This window comes from Mycobacterium asiaticum DSM 44297 (assembly GCF_000613245.1).
Taxonomy (GTDB): Bacteria; Actinomycetota; Actinomycetes; order Mycobacteriales; family Mycobacteriaceae; genus Mycobacterium; species Mycobacterium asiaticum.
In genome coordinates this window covers 35,502-52,553 of record NZ_HG964939.1, presented here as the reverse complement: position 1 = coordinate 52,553, position 17,052 = coordinate 35,502, and the positions used below count along the sequence as shown (strand labels likewise).

The window sequence follows — 17,052 nt, the reverse complement described above, 5'->3', positions numbered from 1 at the left end:
TCAGGCGATCCCGGGGAGTAGTTGAACCACCAAGTCGATGAGCTTGATGCCGATGAACGGAGCGACGATACCGCCCAATCCATAGCGATACAGGTTGCGGCTGAGCAACTTTGACGCACGGCTAGGGGTATACCGTACGCCGCGCAGTGCCAGCGGGATCAGCGCGACGATGACGACCGCGTTGAAGATGACCGCGGACAGGATCGCCGACTGCGGGCTGTGCAACCGCATGACGTTGAGCAGGTCCAACCCAGGGAAGAGCGCGACGAACATCGCCGGGATGATCGCGAAATACTTGGCGATGTCGTTGGCGATGGAGAACGTCGTCAAAGCGCCGCGGGTGATCAACAGCTGCTTACCGATCTCGACGATCTCGATGAGCTTGGTGGGGTCGGAGTCCAGATCGACCATGTTTCCGGCCTCTTTGGCCGCCGACGTGCCCGTGTTCATCGCCACGCCGACGTCGGCCTGGGCGAGAGCGGGGGCGTCATTGGTGCCGTCACCGGTCATCGCCACCAGGCGACCGCCCTGCTGCTCCTGCTTGATCAGCATCATCTTGTCCTCGGGCGTGGCCTCGGCCAGGAAGTCGTCGACGCCGGCCTCCTGCGCGATCGCCTTGGCCGTCAACGGGTTATCGCCGGTGATCATGACCGTGCGGATGCCCATCAGGCGCATGGCCTCGAACCGGTCGCGCATACCCTGCTTGACCACGTCTTTGAGATGAATGACGCCCAACACCTCAGCTTGTCCATTATCCCCGACGCGACCCACCACCAGGGGAGTCCCGCCGGCCGCGGAGATGCCGTCGACGATGTCACCGAGCTCGGCTGGCACCGTCCCGCCGTGGCTGCGGACCCACTCGGCGACCGAACTCGCCGCGCCCTTGCGCAGTTGCCAGCCGTCCAGGTCCACGCCCGACATCCGGGTCGTCGCACTGAAGGGCACCCAGGAGGCGGTGGTGAGCTCGCCGGGTGTCCGTGCCCGCAACCCGTGCGCAGCCTTGGCGTACACCACGATCGAACGGCCCTCGGGTGTCTCGTCGGCAAGGCTGGAAAGCTGTGCGGCGTCGGCTAACTCGTCGGTACTGATGCGGGCCACCGGGATGAACTCGGCGGCTTCCCGGTTGCCCAGCGTGATCGTTCCGGTCTTGTCCAGCAGCAGGGTGTTGACGTCACCGGCTGCTTCGACCGCGCGTCCGGACATGGCCAGGACGTTGCGTTGCACCAGCCGGTCCATGCCGGCGATGCCGATCGCGGACAACAGCGCCCCAATCGTGGTGGGAATCAAGCAGACCAGTAGCGCGACCAGGACGATGCCGCTGATGCCGTTGCCATTGAGACCGTCCGTGTCCGGAACCCCCGGGTTGTTGGCCTTCGAGTAGATCGCCAACGGCTGCAGTGTGGCGACGGCGAAGACGAAGATGATGGTCAACGCGGCCAGCAAGATATTGAGGGCGATCTCGTTGGGGGTCTTCTGCCGGTTCGCGCCTTCGACGAGCGCAATCATTCGGTCCACGAAGCTCTCGCCCGGCTTCTGGGTGATCTTGACGACGATGCGGTCCGACAGCACGGTGGTACCACCAGTCACCGCTGACCGGTCACCGCCGGATTCCCGGATGACCGGCGCGGATTCGCCGGTGATCGCCGACTCATCCACAGAAGCAATGCCTTCCACCACATCACCGTCGCCCGGGATAACCTGGCCGGCCGTCACCACCACGATGTCCCCCTGTTGCAACAGGGGCGCGGCGACTTCTTCGTAGGCACCCGGCGTACCGGGAATCCAGTTGCGCAGCCGGCGCGCAACGGTATCGGCCTTCGACTTGCGCAGCGTATCGGCTTGGGCCTTGCCGCGGCCCTCCGCGACGGCTTCGGCCAAGTTGGCGAAAAGCACTGTCAGCCAAAGCCAGAACACCGTCAGCCAGCTGAACCAGGTCTCGTCACCGAAGGCCAGCACCGTCGACCACACGGCGCCGATCTCGACGATGAACATTACTGGGTTACGCCATAAGGTGCGCGGGTCGAGTTTGCGCAGCGCATCGGGCAGCGACTTGAGCAGCAGCGCCGGATCGAGCAACCCACCCGGAAGCTTTTCGCCAGGTCCCGGGCCGCTGGGCCGTCGTGCGGCAGTGGTGGAAATCTGTATGGTCGACACTTCTTAATGAATCCCTTCGGCGAGCGGCCCGAGCGCCAGCGCGGGCAAGAAGGTGAGAGCAACGAGGATGACGGTGACCCCGACCACCAGGCCGACGAATTGCGGTCGGTGAGTGGGCAAGGTGCCACTGGACTCCGGGGTGGCGCCTTGTCGGGCGAGCGAGCCGGCCAGCGCAAGCACCAGGATGATCGGCAGGAATCGGCCAAAGAGCATCGCCAGGCCCAAAGCCGTGTTGTACCAGGCGGTGTTGACCGACAGCCCGGCGAACGCCGAGCCGTTGTTGTTGGCTGCCGAGGTGAACGCGTAGAGCACTTCGGACAGTCCGTGCGGCCCGGTGTTGGCCATGCCGGCGCGTTGACCCGGCAATGCGATCGCGAAGGCGGTGCCGACCAGCACGATCAGCGGGGTCACCAAGAAATAGCTTGCCGCCAACTTCATTTCGCGCGGCGTGATCTTCTTGCCCAGATACTCCGGCGTCCGGCCGACCATCAACCCGGCCACGAACACGGTGATCACGGCCAGAATCAGGATGCCGTACAGACCCGAACCCGTGCCGCCCGGCGCGACCTCACCGAGTTGCATGTTGAACATCGTCATCATGCCGCCCAGGCTGGTGTACGAGTCGTGCGTCGAATCGACCGCGCCGGTGGACGTCAGCGTGGTGGCATCGGCGAAGATCGCCGAGTCGGCAACGCCGAAGCGCTGTTCGACACCCTCGCTGGACGCACCCACCGCGGTCGGGACGGTGCCGTGATGCTGCAGTTGGAACAGCATCATCACCACGACGCTGAGCCCGGCCATCACTCCGACGATCGCGGCGATCGCGTAGCCCTGCCGCTTGCTGCCCACCATGCGACCGAAGGTGCGGGGCAGCGAAAAGCCGATTACCACCAACAGAAAGATCTCGATCCAGTTGGTCCACGAAGTCGGATTCTCGAAGGGATGCGCGGAGTTCGCGTTGTAGAAACCGCCGCCGTTGGTGCCGAGTTCCTTGATCGCTTCTTGGCTGGCGACCGGACCACCGGGGATGGCCTGCTGCGTGCCGGCCAGTGTGTGTACCACCTGGTCGTGCAGGTGGAAGTTCTGGATGACGCCCCCGGCGACCAGGACGACGGCGCCAATGATGGCGATCGGTAACAGGATTCGCACTGTGCCGCGGGTCAGATCCACCCAGAAATTGCCGAGTTCCTCGGTGCGATGCCGGGCGAATCCCCGCACCAAGGCCACCGCCACGGCCATACCCACGGCGGCCGATACGAAGTTCTGCACCGCCAAGCCGGCCATCTGCACCAGGTGCCCCTGGGTCGATTCGCCGGAGTAGGCCTGCCAGTTGGTGTTTGTGACGAAGCTGACTGCGGTGTTCCACGCGAGCGCAGGGGTCATGTGGGTGGCCGGGTCGGACAAATGCAACGGCAACCGGTTCTGCACCAGCTGCAAGAGAAACAGGAACATCACGCTGACCGCGGAGAACGCGAGCACGCTGCGGGCGTAAGTCCGCCACGTCTGCTCGGCGTCTGGGTCGGCGCCGATCAAACGGTAGAGGAAACGTTCTGTGCGCGAATGCTTCTCGGAGCTGTAGACGCGGTACATGTAGTCGCCCAGCGGTACGTGCACCGCCACGATCGCAGCGATGAGCGACGCCAGGAACAGCACACCGGCTGTGGTTTGGCTCATCAGAATTTCTCTGGGAAGAGCAGGGCCGCGACAAGCAGCAAGGCGACTGCAGTGGCCAGGATCAGACCCACCATGTTCGCGGTGCTCACAATTCCAACTTCAGCAATCCGCCGAGCGCGACGAAAACCGCCACGGTCAGCACCAGATATATGACGACGGACATGGATCCTCGATCGTTTCGCGGGCAACAACTAGCGCCCCTGCCAGGGCGACACTGCGACGCTAAGCGCGCGCGAAGGCGGGAGAGTGGCCCCTTGACGGTTTCTTTACGGCTTGGGCCGCGACCTTTACGGTCCCGCGCCAGCAGACTCGAAAGCCTCAACGCGGCGAGCTCGCCGGACCAGGGTTACTCCACGTCGGGCGGTGCCTCCAGCATCGGTAGTCGCACCCGAAACACCGTCAATCCGTTCCCGGATTCCGCCGAGACCGAGCCGTGGTGGGCCTTGACGATCGAGCTGACGATGGCCAGGCCCAAGCCGTGACCGGAACCGTTGGACCGTGCTTTGTCGGCACGCACGAACCGCTCGAACAGATGAGGCAGCACGTCGGGGTCGATGTCGGGCCCGTCGTCGGCGACCGTCAGTTCCACATATGGCGCGCGGGGGCCATATCGGTGGCTGGTGACGCCCGTGGTCACCGTTACGCCCGGGGGAGTGTGCACAAAGGCATTGGTGAGCAGGTTGCTCAACAACTGGTGCAACCGGGCGTGGTCGCCGTTGATCCACACCGGCTCGTCGGGCAATTCCTTGACCCACTGGTGCGTCGGCGCGGCCACCGCCGCGTCATTGACGGCGTTCGCCACCAGGTCGGTGAGCTCGAGGTTCTCAGTCTGCAGGTCTTCGCCTTCACCCAGGCGGGACAGCAACAGCAGCTCGTCGACCAATGACGCCATTCGCCGGGCTTCGGATTCGATGCGCGCCAGCGCGTATTCCGTGGTCGGGGGCAGGTCCGAACTGTCCTGGCGGGTCAGCTCGGCGTAACCCTGGATGGCGGCCAGCGGAGTGCGCAATTCGTGGCTGGCGTCGGTGATGAACTGCCGCATCCGCAGGTCGGACTCCACCCGATGCGCCAGCGCGCTGTCGACGTTGTCGAGCAAGCGGTTCAGGGTGTGTCCGACGATGCCGACCTCGTTGTCGGGGTCGGTGTCCTCGGGCCGGACTCGGACACTGATCTGGTGGTCGTCACCCACCAACGGCATCGCAGCGACCTCTGCCGCCGTCGCGGCGACGCGACTCAACGGCCGAAGCGCATAGCCCACCACCCACGCGGTCAAGAAGGCCGTGATCACCAGGGCGGTGGCGACCAGCACGGTGGTGGTGAGCTGTTTGCGAGAGATGATCTGGTCGGCGATGCTCAACGAAACTCCGACGACAAGGCGGTCGGATCCGACGGTGCGGCTCTCCACCTGATGGGGGCCCAGGCTGCCTAGGTTCTCGATACGCGAGTTGCCATCGATCCAGTCCTGTGCCTCGATGGCACGGACGACATCGGGTGGCGCCACCCGTGGTTCGTCTTCGGAGAAGACGGCCGAGGCCACCACCTTGCCATCACGCAGTACCGCGATCAGGTTGCCGGGCGTCTGTCCGGTGAATTCCAGCAGTGCCTGGGAGACCGGCGGGATGCCGGTGTGCACCGAGGTGTGTTCGCCGTTGCGGTACCTGGCATAGGAATGGCTGAAGGCGTGCATGGATTCGGTGACTTCGGCGTCGTTCATAGCCGTCACGTAGCCCCGCAGGCTCAGCACGGAGACGGCACCCACCGCCACCAGGACGAGGGTCACCACGGTCAATACGCCCAACAACAACTGCTTGCGCAGGGAACGGGGGAGCCACCGCGGAAGGTTGCGGTCCCCCGTCATTCAGGAACTCATTCCGGTGGTCGGAGCATGTATCCAATCCCACGTACCGTGTGGATCATCGGCTCTCTGTCGGCGTCGATCTTCTTCCTCAAATAGGAAATGTACAGGTCGACGATGCTGGTGCGGCCGGCGAAATCGTAGTTCCAGACCCGGTCCAGGATCTCGGTGCGGCTCAGCGCGCGCCGCGGGTTGCGCATCAGGAATCTCAGCAGCTCGAACTCGGTCGAGGACAGCGATATCGGGGTGCCCCCGCGGGTGACCTCGCGGCTGGCCGCGTCGAGCTTAAGGTCACCGACCTTAAGGGATTCGTCGGCGGGCGGGGCGAGATGGCTGGACCGCCGCAGCAGGCCGCGCAGCCGGGCGACGAGCTCCTCGAGGCTGAACGGCTTGGTCATGTAGTCGTCGGCGCCGGCGGTCAGGCCAGTGACGCGGTCCATCACCGAATCGCGGGCGGTGAGAAACAGGGTCGGCGTATAGGTCTCGGATTCGCGGACTCGCTGCAGGATCTGCAAGCCGTCCACGTCGGGCAGCATGATGTCCAGGACGAGCACGTCGGGATTGATCCGGTCGAACTTGGCGATGGCCTCGCGCCCGTTGTGCGCGATTTCGACATCCCAGCCCTCGTAATGCAGCGCCATCTTGACGAGGTTGGTCAGGGCGGGTTCGTCGTCGACCAGCAACACCCGGATCGGTGAACCGTCGGCCCGGTTGATCCGGGGAAGTTGCCCCAGAATGGCCTGGCGCGGACGTTGGCTGCGCGTATATCCCGACACTGCTGTCATAGTTGCTGATTGTTTCAAGCACATATGCGCTTGTCACCGAGTTCATATGGTTCTCAAATCAATTGTCGACGGGTACCCACTCGCGTGCCGCGCAACCTCACTGTGGCCCTTAGGTATTTCTCCGTGAGGCATGGCAGCAAAGGTGTGGCAATTGCCACAGCTTCGTGTCTCCGCCTGATTGACCCCCATCCGCGTGGCTGCGGTGTGGCCTGCTTCTTCTATGTCTTTCCTGTGGATGACATGTGAAGCGGGGGGTAGCGCTTCTGGTCATTGCGGGAGGACATCACCGCAGCGTGGGGCGGGGCGTGTCGCGGGACCGGTTGAAGCCGCTCGGGTCGTTGGTGCCGGCCGGTGAGCACGCGGGTGGCGCAGCTGCCGTCGCGGCGAGCGGCGCGAACCTACCGCGGTTGCCGCTGTCCGGGGTGGTCGGTCGCGGCGAGGCGCAAGCACGCGAATCGGCATGCGCGCCACGGTTATTCCGCTTCGCCGCTGGGCGGCTAACGGCCCCCGGACAGCGAAGTGGCCGCACACCCGGCGGTGCGCGGCCACTTCGTGAGTTGCTGTCAGGCCCAGCTGGAGCCGACGGCGCTGTCCGTCTGCGCCATGTTGCTGCCGGCGCTCTGAACCTTCTGGCCGTGCTGGTTGGCCTGCTCGTAGATCACCTGGAAGTTGCGGCCCAACTGGGCGATGAACTCCTGGCAAGCCACCGAACCGGCGCCGCCCCAGAAGTCACCGGCAGCCAGCACATCGCGAACGATGGCCTGGTGCTCGGCCTCCAAGTTGGCGGCCTGGGCGCGGATGAGCGCGCCGTGCGCGTCGACGTCGCCGAACTGGTAATTGATCGTCATTGTTGAGTCCTTTCTCGGGGCTAGCTGCTCAGGATCTGCTGGGAGGCCTGCTCTTGCTGCTCGTAGTTGTTCGCGTCGCGGATCAGTCCGTCACGCACCCCGTGCAGCATGTTCACAATGTTGCGGAAGGCCTGGTTCATCTGGCTCATGGTGTCCAGCGAGGTGGCCTGGGCCATACCGCTCCAGCCCGCACCGGCGATGTTCTGCGAGGACGCCCACATCCGACGGGCCTCGTCCTCGACGGTCTGGGCGTGGGTTTCGAAGCGGCCTGCCATGTCCCGCATCGCGTGCGGGTCGGTCATGAATCGTGTTGCCATATTTCTTCTCCTATCTAGGCGTTATCAGTTGGGTAGTAAAGATGTCAGACGACGACCTGCTTGGGCATGACCGTCGGCTTGAACCCGTACCGCGGCCCGGCGTACGCGCCGGCACCCTTGGCCGCCGATGCCATTCCGGGCATCCCGGCCATGACTCCCGGTGCCGCGCCCTCGGTGGGGACGGTCCAGCCGCTGCCGGCCAGCGCGGTGCCGGCTGCTGCCTCCGCCGCCGGCGCGGCGCTGGCCCAGCTGGCCGGCACCGACAGGCTTCCGACCAGAGAGGCCTCGCCGACGGCCGCGGCTGCGCCCGCCGACTCCACCTCGCCGGCCAGGCCCGCGGCCGCCGCGGCCGCGGGGGCCGCCGCCACCTCGGCAGCCGCCGCGGCAATGTTGCCGTCGATGGTGTGCGCGGCGAAGATCGCGTTCGGAATGGCGGCAAAGACGAACCACGACGCCGTAACACCGACCTGCTGGATGGCGTTGAAGATCAACGGGGTGCCCAGGAAGCCGTCCAGCGCGGTGAGCAGTTCCTGCACCGGAACCGGCAACGCGTTGAACAGGCCGGTGCCGATCGACGAAGTGCCCAGGGCGAGGTTTTCCAACTCGCTCTGCAGGCCGGTGACGATGTCGCCCAGCGACGCGGCGCTGGGACCCTCCGCGGCGGCAGCGGCGACGGCGGCACTTTGAATGCCCGCGGCGCCGGGGTTGGTGGTCTCTGAAGCCGGAGTCAGCGGCTCGAGGACCGCGGCGACGGCGGCGTTGGCCTGGTAGGTGGTCATCGCGAGGACGTCCTGCACCCACATCTCCATGTACTGCGCCTCGGTCGCCATGATCGCGGGCGTGTTGATACCGAGGAAGTTGGTGGCCACCAGCGCGGCCAGCAACGCCCGGTTCGCGGCGATCACCGGAGGCGGCACCGTGGCGGCGAAGGCGGCCTCATACGCGGCGGCCGAAGCCGACGCCTGCAGGGCAGCCTGCTCGGCGGCCGCCGAGGTGTTGGTCAGCCAGGCGACGTAAGGCTGGGCCGCGGCCGCAGCCGACGCCGAACCGGCACCGGTCCATTGCTCGGTGGTCAGCGAGGTGATGATCGACTCGTACTGGGCCGCAGTGGTGCTGAGCTCGGCGGCCAGGTTGCTCCATGCCGTCGCCGCGGCCATGAGCGGTCCCGCGCCCGCGCCGGAGTACATCAGCCCGGAGTTGATCTCGGGAGGGAAAGCTGCAAAAGACATTTTGTATCCGTTCCTTTGGCTTTATCTGGCTAGTGGTCGTTGATTGCGGGTTGCTAAGGGTGCCTAGACGCTCACCGGCTTCGGCATGACGATGGGCTTCACGCCGTACCGCGGCGCGCCGAAGCCCGCGCTGTTGCGGGCGGCCGAAGCCACACCCGGCATGCCGGGGTAGAACCCGCCGGTGGTGGCTGCCGGGGCCGCGGAGGTCCAGCCGGCGCCCGCCAGGGCGCTGGGCGCGGTGTTGGAGACCAGCGTGGCGCCTGCGGCCCAGCTCGGCGGGGCCGACATCGAGCCGACCAGCGTCGACGTGCCCAGCGCGGCCGCAACCGGCCCGCCGCTGACCGCGCTGACCGCACCGGCGGCCGTGGCACCCTCGGCGGCGGTGGCCGCTTCGGCTGCGGCGGCGAGGTCTTCCGGCACGCCGTAGCCGTCTGGGAACAGCCCACCGCCGGTCAGACCCAGCAGGTTCGAGGAGGCCGAAGCCCAGTTGCCGATCTCGAAGCTGGTGAAGTTGGCGAAGTTGCCCGAGAGGCTGAACGGCTGGCCACCGAAGCTGGTGACGGGCCCACCGAGCAGCGTGCTGATCTGGTTGATGAAGTCACCCGGGGCGGAAGCAGCGGTGGCCGCAGCCGCGTTGGCCGCCTCGGACTGCTCGTAGGTCCCGCTGCTCAGGCCGAGGGTCTGCACGAACTGCTCCTGGATCGCCTGCGCTTCGGCGGCAATCTGCTGGTACAGGGCTCCGTACGCGGTGAAGATCCCGGATTGCAGGATCGACACCTGGTCGGCGGCCGCCGGCGCGATCGCCGTGGTCGGAGCCGCAGCACCTGCGTTCTGCCCCGCCAGGGCCGCCCCAATTGCTCCCAGTTGAGCCGCTGCAGCGGCCAGTTCTTGCGGCACTGCTGTCAAAAAAGACATCTATTGCTCCTTGTGGGTGAAAATTGCCAGCCGCCCTCGCAGGGTCGGCCCTGTGTGTTTACGTAACGGCCCCTGTGCGTTGGCGTAACGCTAACTAGCTCCGGGTCCACAGTCCGACTCGAAAAGGGCAGGGTGACGGACGTTTACGGCTTGTTAACGGAGGCGCGGGCAGTTTTAACAAGTCCATTGCGCCTGATACGGCCGTGTCATCTGGAGGTGGGGGAGTCGCACCATACATGGGCGCGCGGCGCGCGATCCTACTAATAACTTCGCGTTCGCGCACGTCGGCAATCGGAGGGGGATGGGACGCCCTGGAGGCGGTGCTGGCACGCTAGATTCGCCGCCGGGCCCCCATAGCCCAATTGGCAGAGGCAGCGGACTTAAAATCCGTCAAGTGTCGGTTCGAGTCCGACTGGGGGCACTGAAGAAGGCACTGGTAGAGGCGTTTCTTGGGGCGGATGTGGGAACACGGCGACCCGAGAATACCGGCGAAATACCGGCGCACGAGCGACGGCAACGACCGCTAGCTAACTGGGCTTGTCTACATTCCGTACTTCGCGAACCATCAACACCGCGTTCCGTGTGATGTTCAAGACGGTGATGGCGCCAAGAAGGGCAAAGAGCTGCCCGACGCCACCAACGGCGGCCATGAAGAATCTAATGGCGTAAAGATGCGCGAGGGCCGAAGTGGACTGCGTCAACAAGAACATGGTGCCGCTGAGCACGCCGAACAGAGCGCCGATGTATGCGGCCCGGACGAGCGTCTCCAATAGGTAGACGTATAGTGCCGGTCGGTCCTTCGCGAATTGTTCTGCCTTCGCCTTGAATTGGGCATCTCGTTCAGACCGCTTGTCGGCGGAATCTTGGTTTCTCTTGTCAATCCACCGCAGGACGCGAGGCGAGACGATGTTGATAGCGAGCCCGACTGGGATGGAGAACGCTACGCCAAGCCATAGATCCGAAGACATTGCACAACTCCCGTCCCTGTGGGTCGACAGACTTTATCTAGGGTGAAAGGGGCGGTGAGCCGAGGCGCGCCGCGGTTCGCGCCGGTCATTCACTTGGTTGGTAAAGTTGGTGTCGAAGTGAGCAATGTGGCCGATGTGGCTTATACACCGAGTGTTCGCCGAGGGGCGTTGTAGCTCACCGGCGTGTCGCAGCCAATTTTGTCGGCCGTTCTCGTGACAATCAGACACATGGCCAACCCCGCAGTGCTGCTCTTTAATCACCTTGTGCAGTGGAACCCTCCCACCAACAACCAGGGCGCCTATTTGCAGCCACGGAAGCACCGGAACTTGACCTCCAACTTCGACCATGCGTTGAAGATGCATGAGGTCGCAATGAGCTATATCGGCCAAATTCGTGAACTGCTCGATACGTTGGAGCAGACGACCGACTACGACGTTGATGAGTACCGCAGCGAGTTGCCGAACTGGACCGCGATGGTGTTGTCGTACGACAACGGTTGGCAGAATGGGGTGCCGTTTGACGGGGCATCGCTTCGCTGGCTAAAGACGCTGGGCTCGCTTCTGGACAACCTCGTACCAAAGTACGACGACGAGGACGTGGCGGCGCTCTCCGAAGGCTTGAATGAACTGTTGCGGCTTGTCGCCAAGGAGAAGACCCTCAACCGGAGCCTTACCGTATACCTCTTGACGCTTATCAATCACGTTCGATACGTGCTGCACGATTACCACCTTCGTGGAGACTTCGAGCTTGCCCGCGCGACCACCCTGCTTCGCGAGACCATTAGGACGGCAGGCGACGCCAGCACCAACCAGGAACTCAAACCTTGGTACAAGAAGCTGCTCGGAGTCTTCTCGCAAAAGGAAGTCTTACCTAGCACCTTGCAGCTCGGAACCGCTGTCACGAAGGCCATCGAGGCATCGCAAGGGATTTTGCCGCCCGGCCATGGCGGGTAAGCGAAAAGCTACCGGCCGCGCTTCTTCTTGGGAGCGGCGCTGCTCTTCGCCCGGCGGCCAACCTTCGTTGCGCCCTTGGCGCGGGCCTGCTTGGCGAACTTCGCCCGCGCGGCGGCTTGCTTCTTGGTGGCCATCTCGGGCTCCTCTTGGTCAGGTACCGGGGCGGGCAAGTTCCGCAGCAACCCTGCCCCGGCGGCTCTAGGGGCGTGCCGCGCTGCGGCCTCGTTTGGCCGTAGCCACATGCGCGGCTTCACCGTGGACCCGGCTTACCGCGCGACGGGATCACCGGGGTAGCCGCGCGCCTCGCCACATGGACGGCGGTGCTGAGTAGGTCGCCCTACGCCACTGCGAGGCGGGTCCACGCGAGGGCACCGGGGCATGTAGACGCCGCCCTCGGATGGTGGCCGGCCGTTGAGGTGGGGCGCCACGAGCCCCGCCCCGAAACCCATTTCGGTGTCGGTGTGGCGTTGGTCGCGGGCAAGCAGAAAAGGGTCTTGCGAGCCACGCCGCCGAGGCGGCGGTTCCTGTGGCACTTCGCGCCATGGTTCGGGTGCGGTCATCGCTTAGGTCTCAATCGTCGGCGGGGTGTAGGAGCCGGTAGTGATTTGGCAGACGACCGCCGCGCCCCGGTGGCGGACGCCGGTCCCGAAACCGCGCGCGAAGAAGCTGTCCACGATGGGATACGGGCCATTGCCTGGAATGTGGCGCAGGCCCCGGTAACTCGGGTTGATGTGTTCGCGGAAGCCGACGGGGTTGGTGGTGTCGCTCGGCCCGCCGGTGGCGACCACAGCCACGTAGTAGCGCGGGATGTAGTTCGACTGGATCAACAGCGCGCCACCGTACGAGCCCCAAACCTGCAACCCGTTGTACTCGGACTTGGGGATGGGGCCGTGGATGGTTTCGTCCGAAATCCATGCAGGCATGAGCGCGCTGGGGATGAAGTCCCACTTCGCTTTAACACCTGTACGCACTTCGACGTTGGCGCGCCAGGCAGTGATGCCGGATGTTTCGACGTCGAGCGGGTGTGCCAGGATGAGGAGCTGAGCGCCTGGCCCGCCGTACCCGTGTTCGGTGACATGCCTGATCATGCCTTCGACGTCGGGTGGTTCCAGAAGGTTGTAACCCGTTGTGAGGTAATGGGTGTGGTCCCCGGCAAAGGTCGTACCAAGGTAGGGTGGTGGCGTCATACCGTCACCGGACCATAGCCCGTAACAGATGTGGCCCCAGGTATTTTGGCGCGGTTGGGGGTCGAAGAGACGGTTCATCATGGTGCCCGTTGTGAGCTTGTTGTCGGCTTCGAGCACGCGGGTCACCTGGGCCTGAACTTGTTCGGCGGTGGCTTCCCGTAGGAACTTCCACGACGCCCGCAGGGAAATGTCCCAATCTTTGAAAGCATTACGCGGGAGCGGTGGCAACGGCGGCAACGCGCAGCTGATCGGTAACGGCGGTAACGGGGGCAATGTCGGGGTGGGTTTCCTCGGAACAGGTGGAACGGTTGGGGCCGGCGGCACCGGAGGCCTGCTGTTCGGCTTCGCAGGGACGCCTGGCCACACGTAAATCGCATGTTCGGCCTTCGCGGCGCGTCTCCATGGCGAGAACGCCCCCAGGGGTACATGGATTGCCAGTGCCTATTTGACTTCACCAGAACAGGCCAGGCAGAAGCCTGGCTGAAGCGGAGCGAGTTGCAAGGCGGGGACTCCGATCGCGGCGTGCTGGATGACCAAAGCCGTACAGCCTTTAATGGGCCCGCTGCAGGAGAGGTGGGAGCGGCTATCCCGAGGCTGGCGAAGACACTGCCCTTGTGCGCAGTGCCGGTACCGACGCAGATAGGCGCATTGCTGACTAAGGCCGCTGCGGGCGTCATCGGAATTCCATATCCGTGCCGCTTGTTGAGGCCCGGTGTGGGTGAAGCACTCGGACCGCCGTGCCCATGCGGCAGCGCGGACGGTTACCGCGCGTGTTGCGGGCCGTTGCACGACGCCGAGCGTCAGGCCCGGTCCGCCGAGGAACTGATGCGATCGCGCTACTCGGCCTTCGCCCGCGGTGACGCCGACTATCTGTTTCGCACCAGGCACCCGCGCACCCGGCCGGCGGACGTGACGATCGACCCGGGTATCGCCTGGATCGGCCTGGAGGTCGTCGACACCGTTGCGGGCGGGCCCGACGACGACCTCGGCGAAGTGGAGTTCGTCGCGCACTTCGAGAGCGAGGGCCGTCGCGGTCGGCTGCACGAGCGCAGTCGCTTCCAGCGCCGCGCCGGTCGCTGGTTCTACGTCGACGGCCTGATCAGCTAAGAAAAGTGAAAAGAGAGGCAACGCTGATGACCACACAACTGCCCGACACCGCCCTCGAGCTTCGCTCGTTGGTGACGTCGCAAGGCACACTGGAACTCTCGCTGCACGACGTCCCGGTGCCCACCCCGTCCGGCAATCAGGTGCTGGTCAGGGTGGAAGCCGCCCCGATCAACCCCTCGGATCTCGGCCTGCTTGTCGCCAGCGCAGACATGGCCGCCGCGACGGTGTCCGGCACTCCGGACCATCCCGTGGTGACCGCGCCACTGCACACCGGCTCCCTGGGCGCACTGTCGGCGCGGGTCGGCAAATCGCTCCCCGTGGGCAACGAGGGTGCCGGCACGGTGGTAGCGGCGGGCTCATCCGAAGCGGCCCAGGCCCTCGTCGGGCGAAAGGTCGGTATCGCGGCCGGCGCGATGTACTCGCAATACCGCTTGGTCGATGCGGGCAGCTGCCTGGTGTTGCCCGAGGGGGCGACGGCCAGGGAGGGAGCATCGTCCTTCGTCAATCCGCTGACCGCGCTCGGAATGCTGGAAACGATGCGCCGCGAGGGACATTCGGCCCTGGTGCACACGGCCGCTGCGTCGAACTTGGGCCAGATGCTGGTCAAGCTGTGCCAGGCCGACGGGGTCCCGCTGGTCAACGTCGTGCGCAAGCCCGAGCAGGAGGAGTTGCTGCGCTCGCTCGGGGCCGTGCACGTCTGCAACTCGGAGTCGCCGTCGTTCGCGAGCGACCTGTTGGATGCGCTCAAGGCAACGTCGGCGACGCTGGCTTTCGACGCAGTCGGCGGGGGCACCTTGGCGAGCCGGATCCTTTCCGGCATGGAACAGGCGGCAAACGAGACCGCGCCCGAGTACTCCCGCTATGGGTCGACCGTCCACAAGCAGGTGTACATCTACGGGGTGCTCGACACGAGCCCGACGAAGCTCATCCGGGACTATGGGATGGCATGGGGTGTGGGCGGGTGGCTGCTGACCCCGTTCCTGCAAAGCATCGGGGCGGAGGGGGTTGCCCGCTTGCGGAACCGGGTCGCAGCGGAATTGACCACCACGTTCGCCAGCACCTACACGCAGGAAGTGTCACTGGCGGGAATGCTCCAACCCGACGCGTTCCAGCGGTATGTCAAACGGGCGACCGGGGAGAAATTTCTGGTCACCCCACAGGCGCTGCCGTGACGGTTTTCGGGCGTGAGGTTTAGTTTCTGCGGCGATCGGGTAACGGCGATCCAGAGAAACGCCCGCCCGTAAGGTTCCCGGTTCGAAAAGTGAGGCGATCCCCGTCGGCTCAATCTGAATTGAGGGTTCCATGCATACGAAGCGTTTCGCGCAGGCCGGGTTGGCGGCGCTGGCCATCACCGCGATGTCCGGAGTGTTTGCTCCGGCGGCTTACGCCGACAACAGCACCGTGACGTTCGAGGCGTTGGGTTCGGGCACTGCCCTGACCATCGACACCGATCCCGCCGTGGATCGCGTCTACAACGCACCGCTGCCCTGGAGCCGGACCGTCCAGGCCGGTCCCGACGTGACGCTGTTCCAGGTTGTCGTGGTCGGCAGCGGTACCAACAATCCTGGCTGCCGCATCTCGATCAATGGTCACGTGGTGGCCGAGCAGCCGGTCGGCGGTTCGGCACACTGCATTTACTCGCGCTAGTATTCGGCCGATCGCGAGTCAGCGTCCCGAAAGTTTGCTGTGATGGGCGCACAGCTGAACGCAAGCGATTCGGGGACGCGCCATGTACAACTACCCACCGCCACCGCCGCCGGGCTATCCGCCCTACGGTTACCCCCCGCAGGGCCCGAAGAAGCGGCTGTGGTGGCCGTGGGTGCTGGCGGTCTCGGTCGTCCTGGTCGGTGCCCTGGTGCTGGTCTTTTTCAATCTGTACAACCGGGACAACTGGGAGCGCGCGCATCACAAGCGCACGCTCACTTATCAGGTCGAGGGAACGGCCAATGCGTTGAGCATCAACTACACGGTGCCCGACGGCAGCGACGGGGAAGACAGAAACCCAACCCTGCCCTGGAGCAAGGACGTGACAAAGTTCGGCAGGAACGTCCTGATCGCGCGTGTCTGGGCCACTTCCTTCGAGTCCGGGGCCACCCTGACCTGCCGGATCCTGTCCGACGGCAAAAAAGTGACCGAGCAGACGTCCAGCGGCACAGTGGCCTCGGTCAACTGTGTGGCCGACACCGGCAACAAGTTGCAGATAGGGATGCCCGAAACCCGGGGGTGAGCCCCCCATAGACTGGCCCACCGTGGGCATGCTCTTTGGCTTTGCGCCGTGGATCGTCTATTGGGTACTGGTCGGCAACGTTCCATTCGGCACCGCCGTATCGGTCGCACTGTTGATGGCGGTCGCGGTGTTCGCCATCGGACGGGCCTCCGGCAAACCCGGACAAACGCTTGAAATCGGTGCAGTCGCAACGTTTGTCATCCTGGCCGTGCTGACGTTCGTATTCGACGACGCTTTCATGGCGCGGTGGATACAGCCGCTCAGCAACGCCGGAATCTTTTTGGTGGCGTTGGTCGGTGTGCTGATCGGGAAACCGTTCGTCCGTGAATACGCCGCCGCCGAGCAGCCCGCCGACATCATCAACACCGATTTGTTCAAGCGCGTCACGACGGTCTTGACCTGGATTTGGGTCGCCGCGTTCGCCGGAATGACGATCTCGTCGGCCATTCCGCCGCTCGTAGGAGGGAACGCCACAATCCTGGACACCAAAACCCCGTTGTCGTTCCTCGGTTACTGGGTCATTCCGTTCACTCTGCTCGGCGCTGCGGCAGTGGCGTCGCGCCTGCTGCCCGACCGGATGCTGGCCGGCATCGACGACCTCGAACGGGAGACGTCGTTCGTGGCCTACGACGAGGCCACCATCGACGAGCTGTACTTCCTGGCCCAGGAACACGCCAACCGGGAAGTGGGTCCCGGCAAGGAGGCTTACAACGTGAAGGTGGGCGGCATGGGAACCCCGCTGACCGGCGACGAATCGCGGAAATCCTGGCCTTCGACCTACAAAGTCAGAGACAAGAAGCATTAACGGCGCTCGTCTCGTGTACACCGAGGC

At 64.8% G+C, this 17,052-nt stretch carries 18 protein-coding genes and 1 tRNA gene; 7 read left to right on the top strand and 12 right to left on the bottom strand.

All coding sequences use genetic code 11. The features are described from left to right. The 9 genes from kdpB to BN972_RS24250 form a co-directional block, all read right to left on the bottom strand. Positions 1-2,139: a potassium-transporting ATPase subunit KdpB gene (gene kdpB, locus BN972_RS24285; protein ID WP_280531802.1), complete on the bottom strand. Its 2,139-nt coding sequence runs from the start codon at positions 2,137-2,139 to the stop codon at positions 1-3. An 18-nt stretch (positions 2,140-2,157) separates the two neighbouring features. After that, positions 2,158-3,828, bottom strand: a complete 1,671-nt coding sequence (kdpA, locus tag BN972_RS24280) for a potassium-transporting ATPase subunit KdpA (RefSeq protein WP_036364089.1) — start codon at positions 3,826-3,828, stop codon at positions 2,158-2,160. Next, positions 3,828-3,917 carry a potassium-transporting ATPase subunit F gene (locus BN972_RS30630; RefSeq protein WP_142277131.1) on the bottom strand — a complete coding sequence of 30 codons (90 nt, stop codon included), beginning with the start codon at positions 3,915-3,917 and terminating at the stop codon, positions 3,828-3,830. Before BN972_RS30630 ends, kdpA begins: the two co-directional genes overlap by 1 nt. Before the next feature lie 257 nt (positions 3,918-4,174). Beyond that, complete coding sequence (locus tag BN972_RS24275) at positions 4,175-5,686, bottom strand: sensor histidine kinase (protein WP_036364085.1); 1,512 nt, start codon at positions 5,684-5,686, stop codon at positions 4,175-4,177. A gap of 8 nt (positions 5,687-5,694) precedes the next feature. Beyond that, complete coding sequence (locus BN972_RS24270) at positions 5,695-6,468, bottom strand: response regulator transcription factor (RefSeq protein WP_036364084.1); 774 nt, start codon at positions 6,466-6,468, stop codon at positions 5,695-5,697. Between the two features lie 563 nt (positions 6,469-7,031). Next, positions 7,032-7,316 (bottom strand): WXG100 family type VII secretion target, encoded by a 285-nt coding sequence (locus BN972_RS24265; protein ID WP_036360337.1) that lies wholly within the window; start codon positions 7,314-7,316, stop codon positions 7,032-7,034. A 20-nt stretch (positions 7,317-7,336) separates the two neighbouring features. Further along, the gene (locus BN972_RS24260) at positions 7,337-7,633 is read right to left on the bottom strand and encodes a WXG100 family type VII secretion target (protein ID WP_036364082.1); all 297 of its coding nucleotides are present in this window, start codon (positions 7,631-7,633) and stop codon (positions 7,337-7,339) included. Between the two features lie 44 nt (positions 7,634-7,677). Beyond that, positions 7,678-8,862 (bottom strand): PPE family protein, encoded by a 1,185-nt coding sequence (locus BN972_RS24255; protein WP_036364079.1) that lies wholly within the window; start codon positions 8,860-8,862, stop codon positions 7,678-7,680. 63 nt (positions 8,863-8,925) lie between these two features. Then, complete coding sequence (locus BN972_RS24250; protein WP_036364078.1) at positions 8,926-9,777, bottom strand: PPE family protein, SVP subgroup; 852 nt, start codon at positions 9,775-9,777, stop codon at positions 8,926-8,928. Positions 9,778-10,124: 347 nt separating this feature from the next. Here BN972_RS24250 and BN972_RS24245 point away from each other — a divergent pair. Then, positions 10,125-10,198: transfer RNA gene (locus BN972_RS24245), tRNA-Leu, on the top strand. A 106-nt stretch (positions 10,199-10,304) separates the two neighbouring features. Here the strand turns inward: BN972_RS24245 and BN972_RS24240 are convergent. Then, on the bottom strand, positions 10,305-10,745 hold the full coding sequence (locus tag BN972_RS24240; RefSeq protein WP_036364075.1) for a hypothetical protein: 441 nt from the start codon (positions 10,743-10,745) through the stop codon (positions 10,305-10,307). 228 nt (positions 10,746-10,973) lie between these two features. On the opposite strand from BN972_RS24240, the gene BN972_RS24235 reads away from it, so the two are divergent. Then, complete coding sequence (locus tag BN972_RS24235) at positions 10,974-11,699, top strand: hypothetical protein (protein ID WP_142277130.1); 726 nt, start codon at positions 10,974-10,976, stop codon at positions 11,697-11,699. 8 nt (positions 11,700-11,707) lie between these two features. Here BN972_RS24235 and BN972_RS30905 read toward each other — a convergent pair whose 3' ends face one another. Together BN972_RS30905 and BN972_RS24230 are read right to left on the bottom strand one after the other, a co-directional pair. Continuing rightward, positions 11,708-11,833, bottom strand: a complete 126-nt coding sequence (locus BN972_RS30905; protein ID WP_261785927.1) for a hypothetical protein — start codon at positions 11,831-11,833, stop codon at positions 11,708-11,710. A 429-nt stretch (positions 11,834-12,262) separates the two neighbouring features. Then, positions 12,263-13,003 carry a hypothetical protein gene (locus tag BN972_RS24230; protein ID WP_200869763.1) on the bottom strand — a complete coding sequence of 247 codons (741 nt, stop codon included), beginning with the start codon at positions 13,001-13,003 and terminating at the stop codon, positions 12,263-12,265. A gap of 597 nt (positions 13,004-13,600) precedes the next feature. Here BN972_RS24230 and BN972_RS30620 point away from each other — a divergent pair. The 5 genes from BN972_RS30620 (at position 13,601) to BN972_RS24205 (ending at position 17,025) form a co-directional block, all read left to right on the top strand. Further along, on the top strand, positions 13,601-13,993 hold the full coding sequence (locus BN972_RS30620; RefSeq protein ID WP_036364069.1) for a YchJ family protein: 393 nt from the start codon (positions 13,601-13,603) through the stop codon (positions 13,991-13,993). A gap of 26 nt (positions 13,994-14,019) precedes the next feature. Beyond that, complete coding sequence (locus tag BN972_RS24220) at positions 14,020-15,165, top strand: zinc-binding dehydrogenase (protein ID WP_036364065.1); 1,146 nt, start codon at positions 14,020-14,022, stop codon at positions 15,163-15,165. A 130-nt stretch (positions 15,166-15,295) separates the two neighbouring features. Next, entirely contained in the window at positions 15,296-15,640 is a 345-nt protein-coding gene (locus BN972_RS24215; RefSeq protein WP_051545786.1) for an MmpS family transport accessory protein, read from the top strand. 82 nt (positions 15,641-15,722) lie between these two features. Continuing rightward, positions 15,723-16,220, top strand: a complete 498-nt coding sequence (locus tag BN972_RS24210; RefSeq protein ID WP_036364062.1) for an MmpS family transport accessory protein — start codon at positions 15,723-15,725, stop codon at positions 16,218-16,220. A gap of 22 nt (positions 16,221-16,242) precedes the next feature. Then, a complete protein-coding gene (locus tag BN972_RS24205; protein ID WP_036364060.1) occupies positions 16,243-17,025 on the top strand; it encodes a DUF3159 domain-containing protein in 783 nt (260 codons plus the stop codon). The last annotated feature ends 27 nt before the right edge of the window (positions 17,026-17,052 follow it).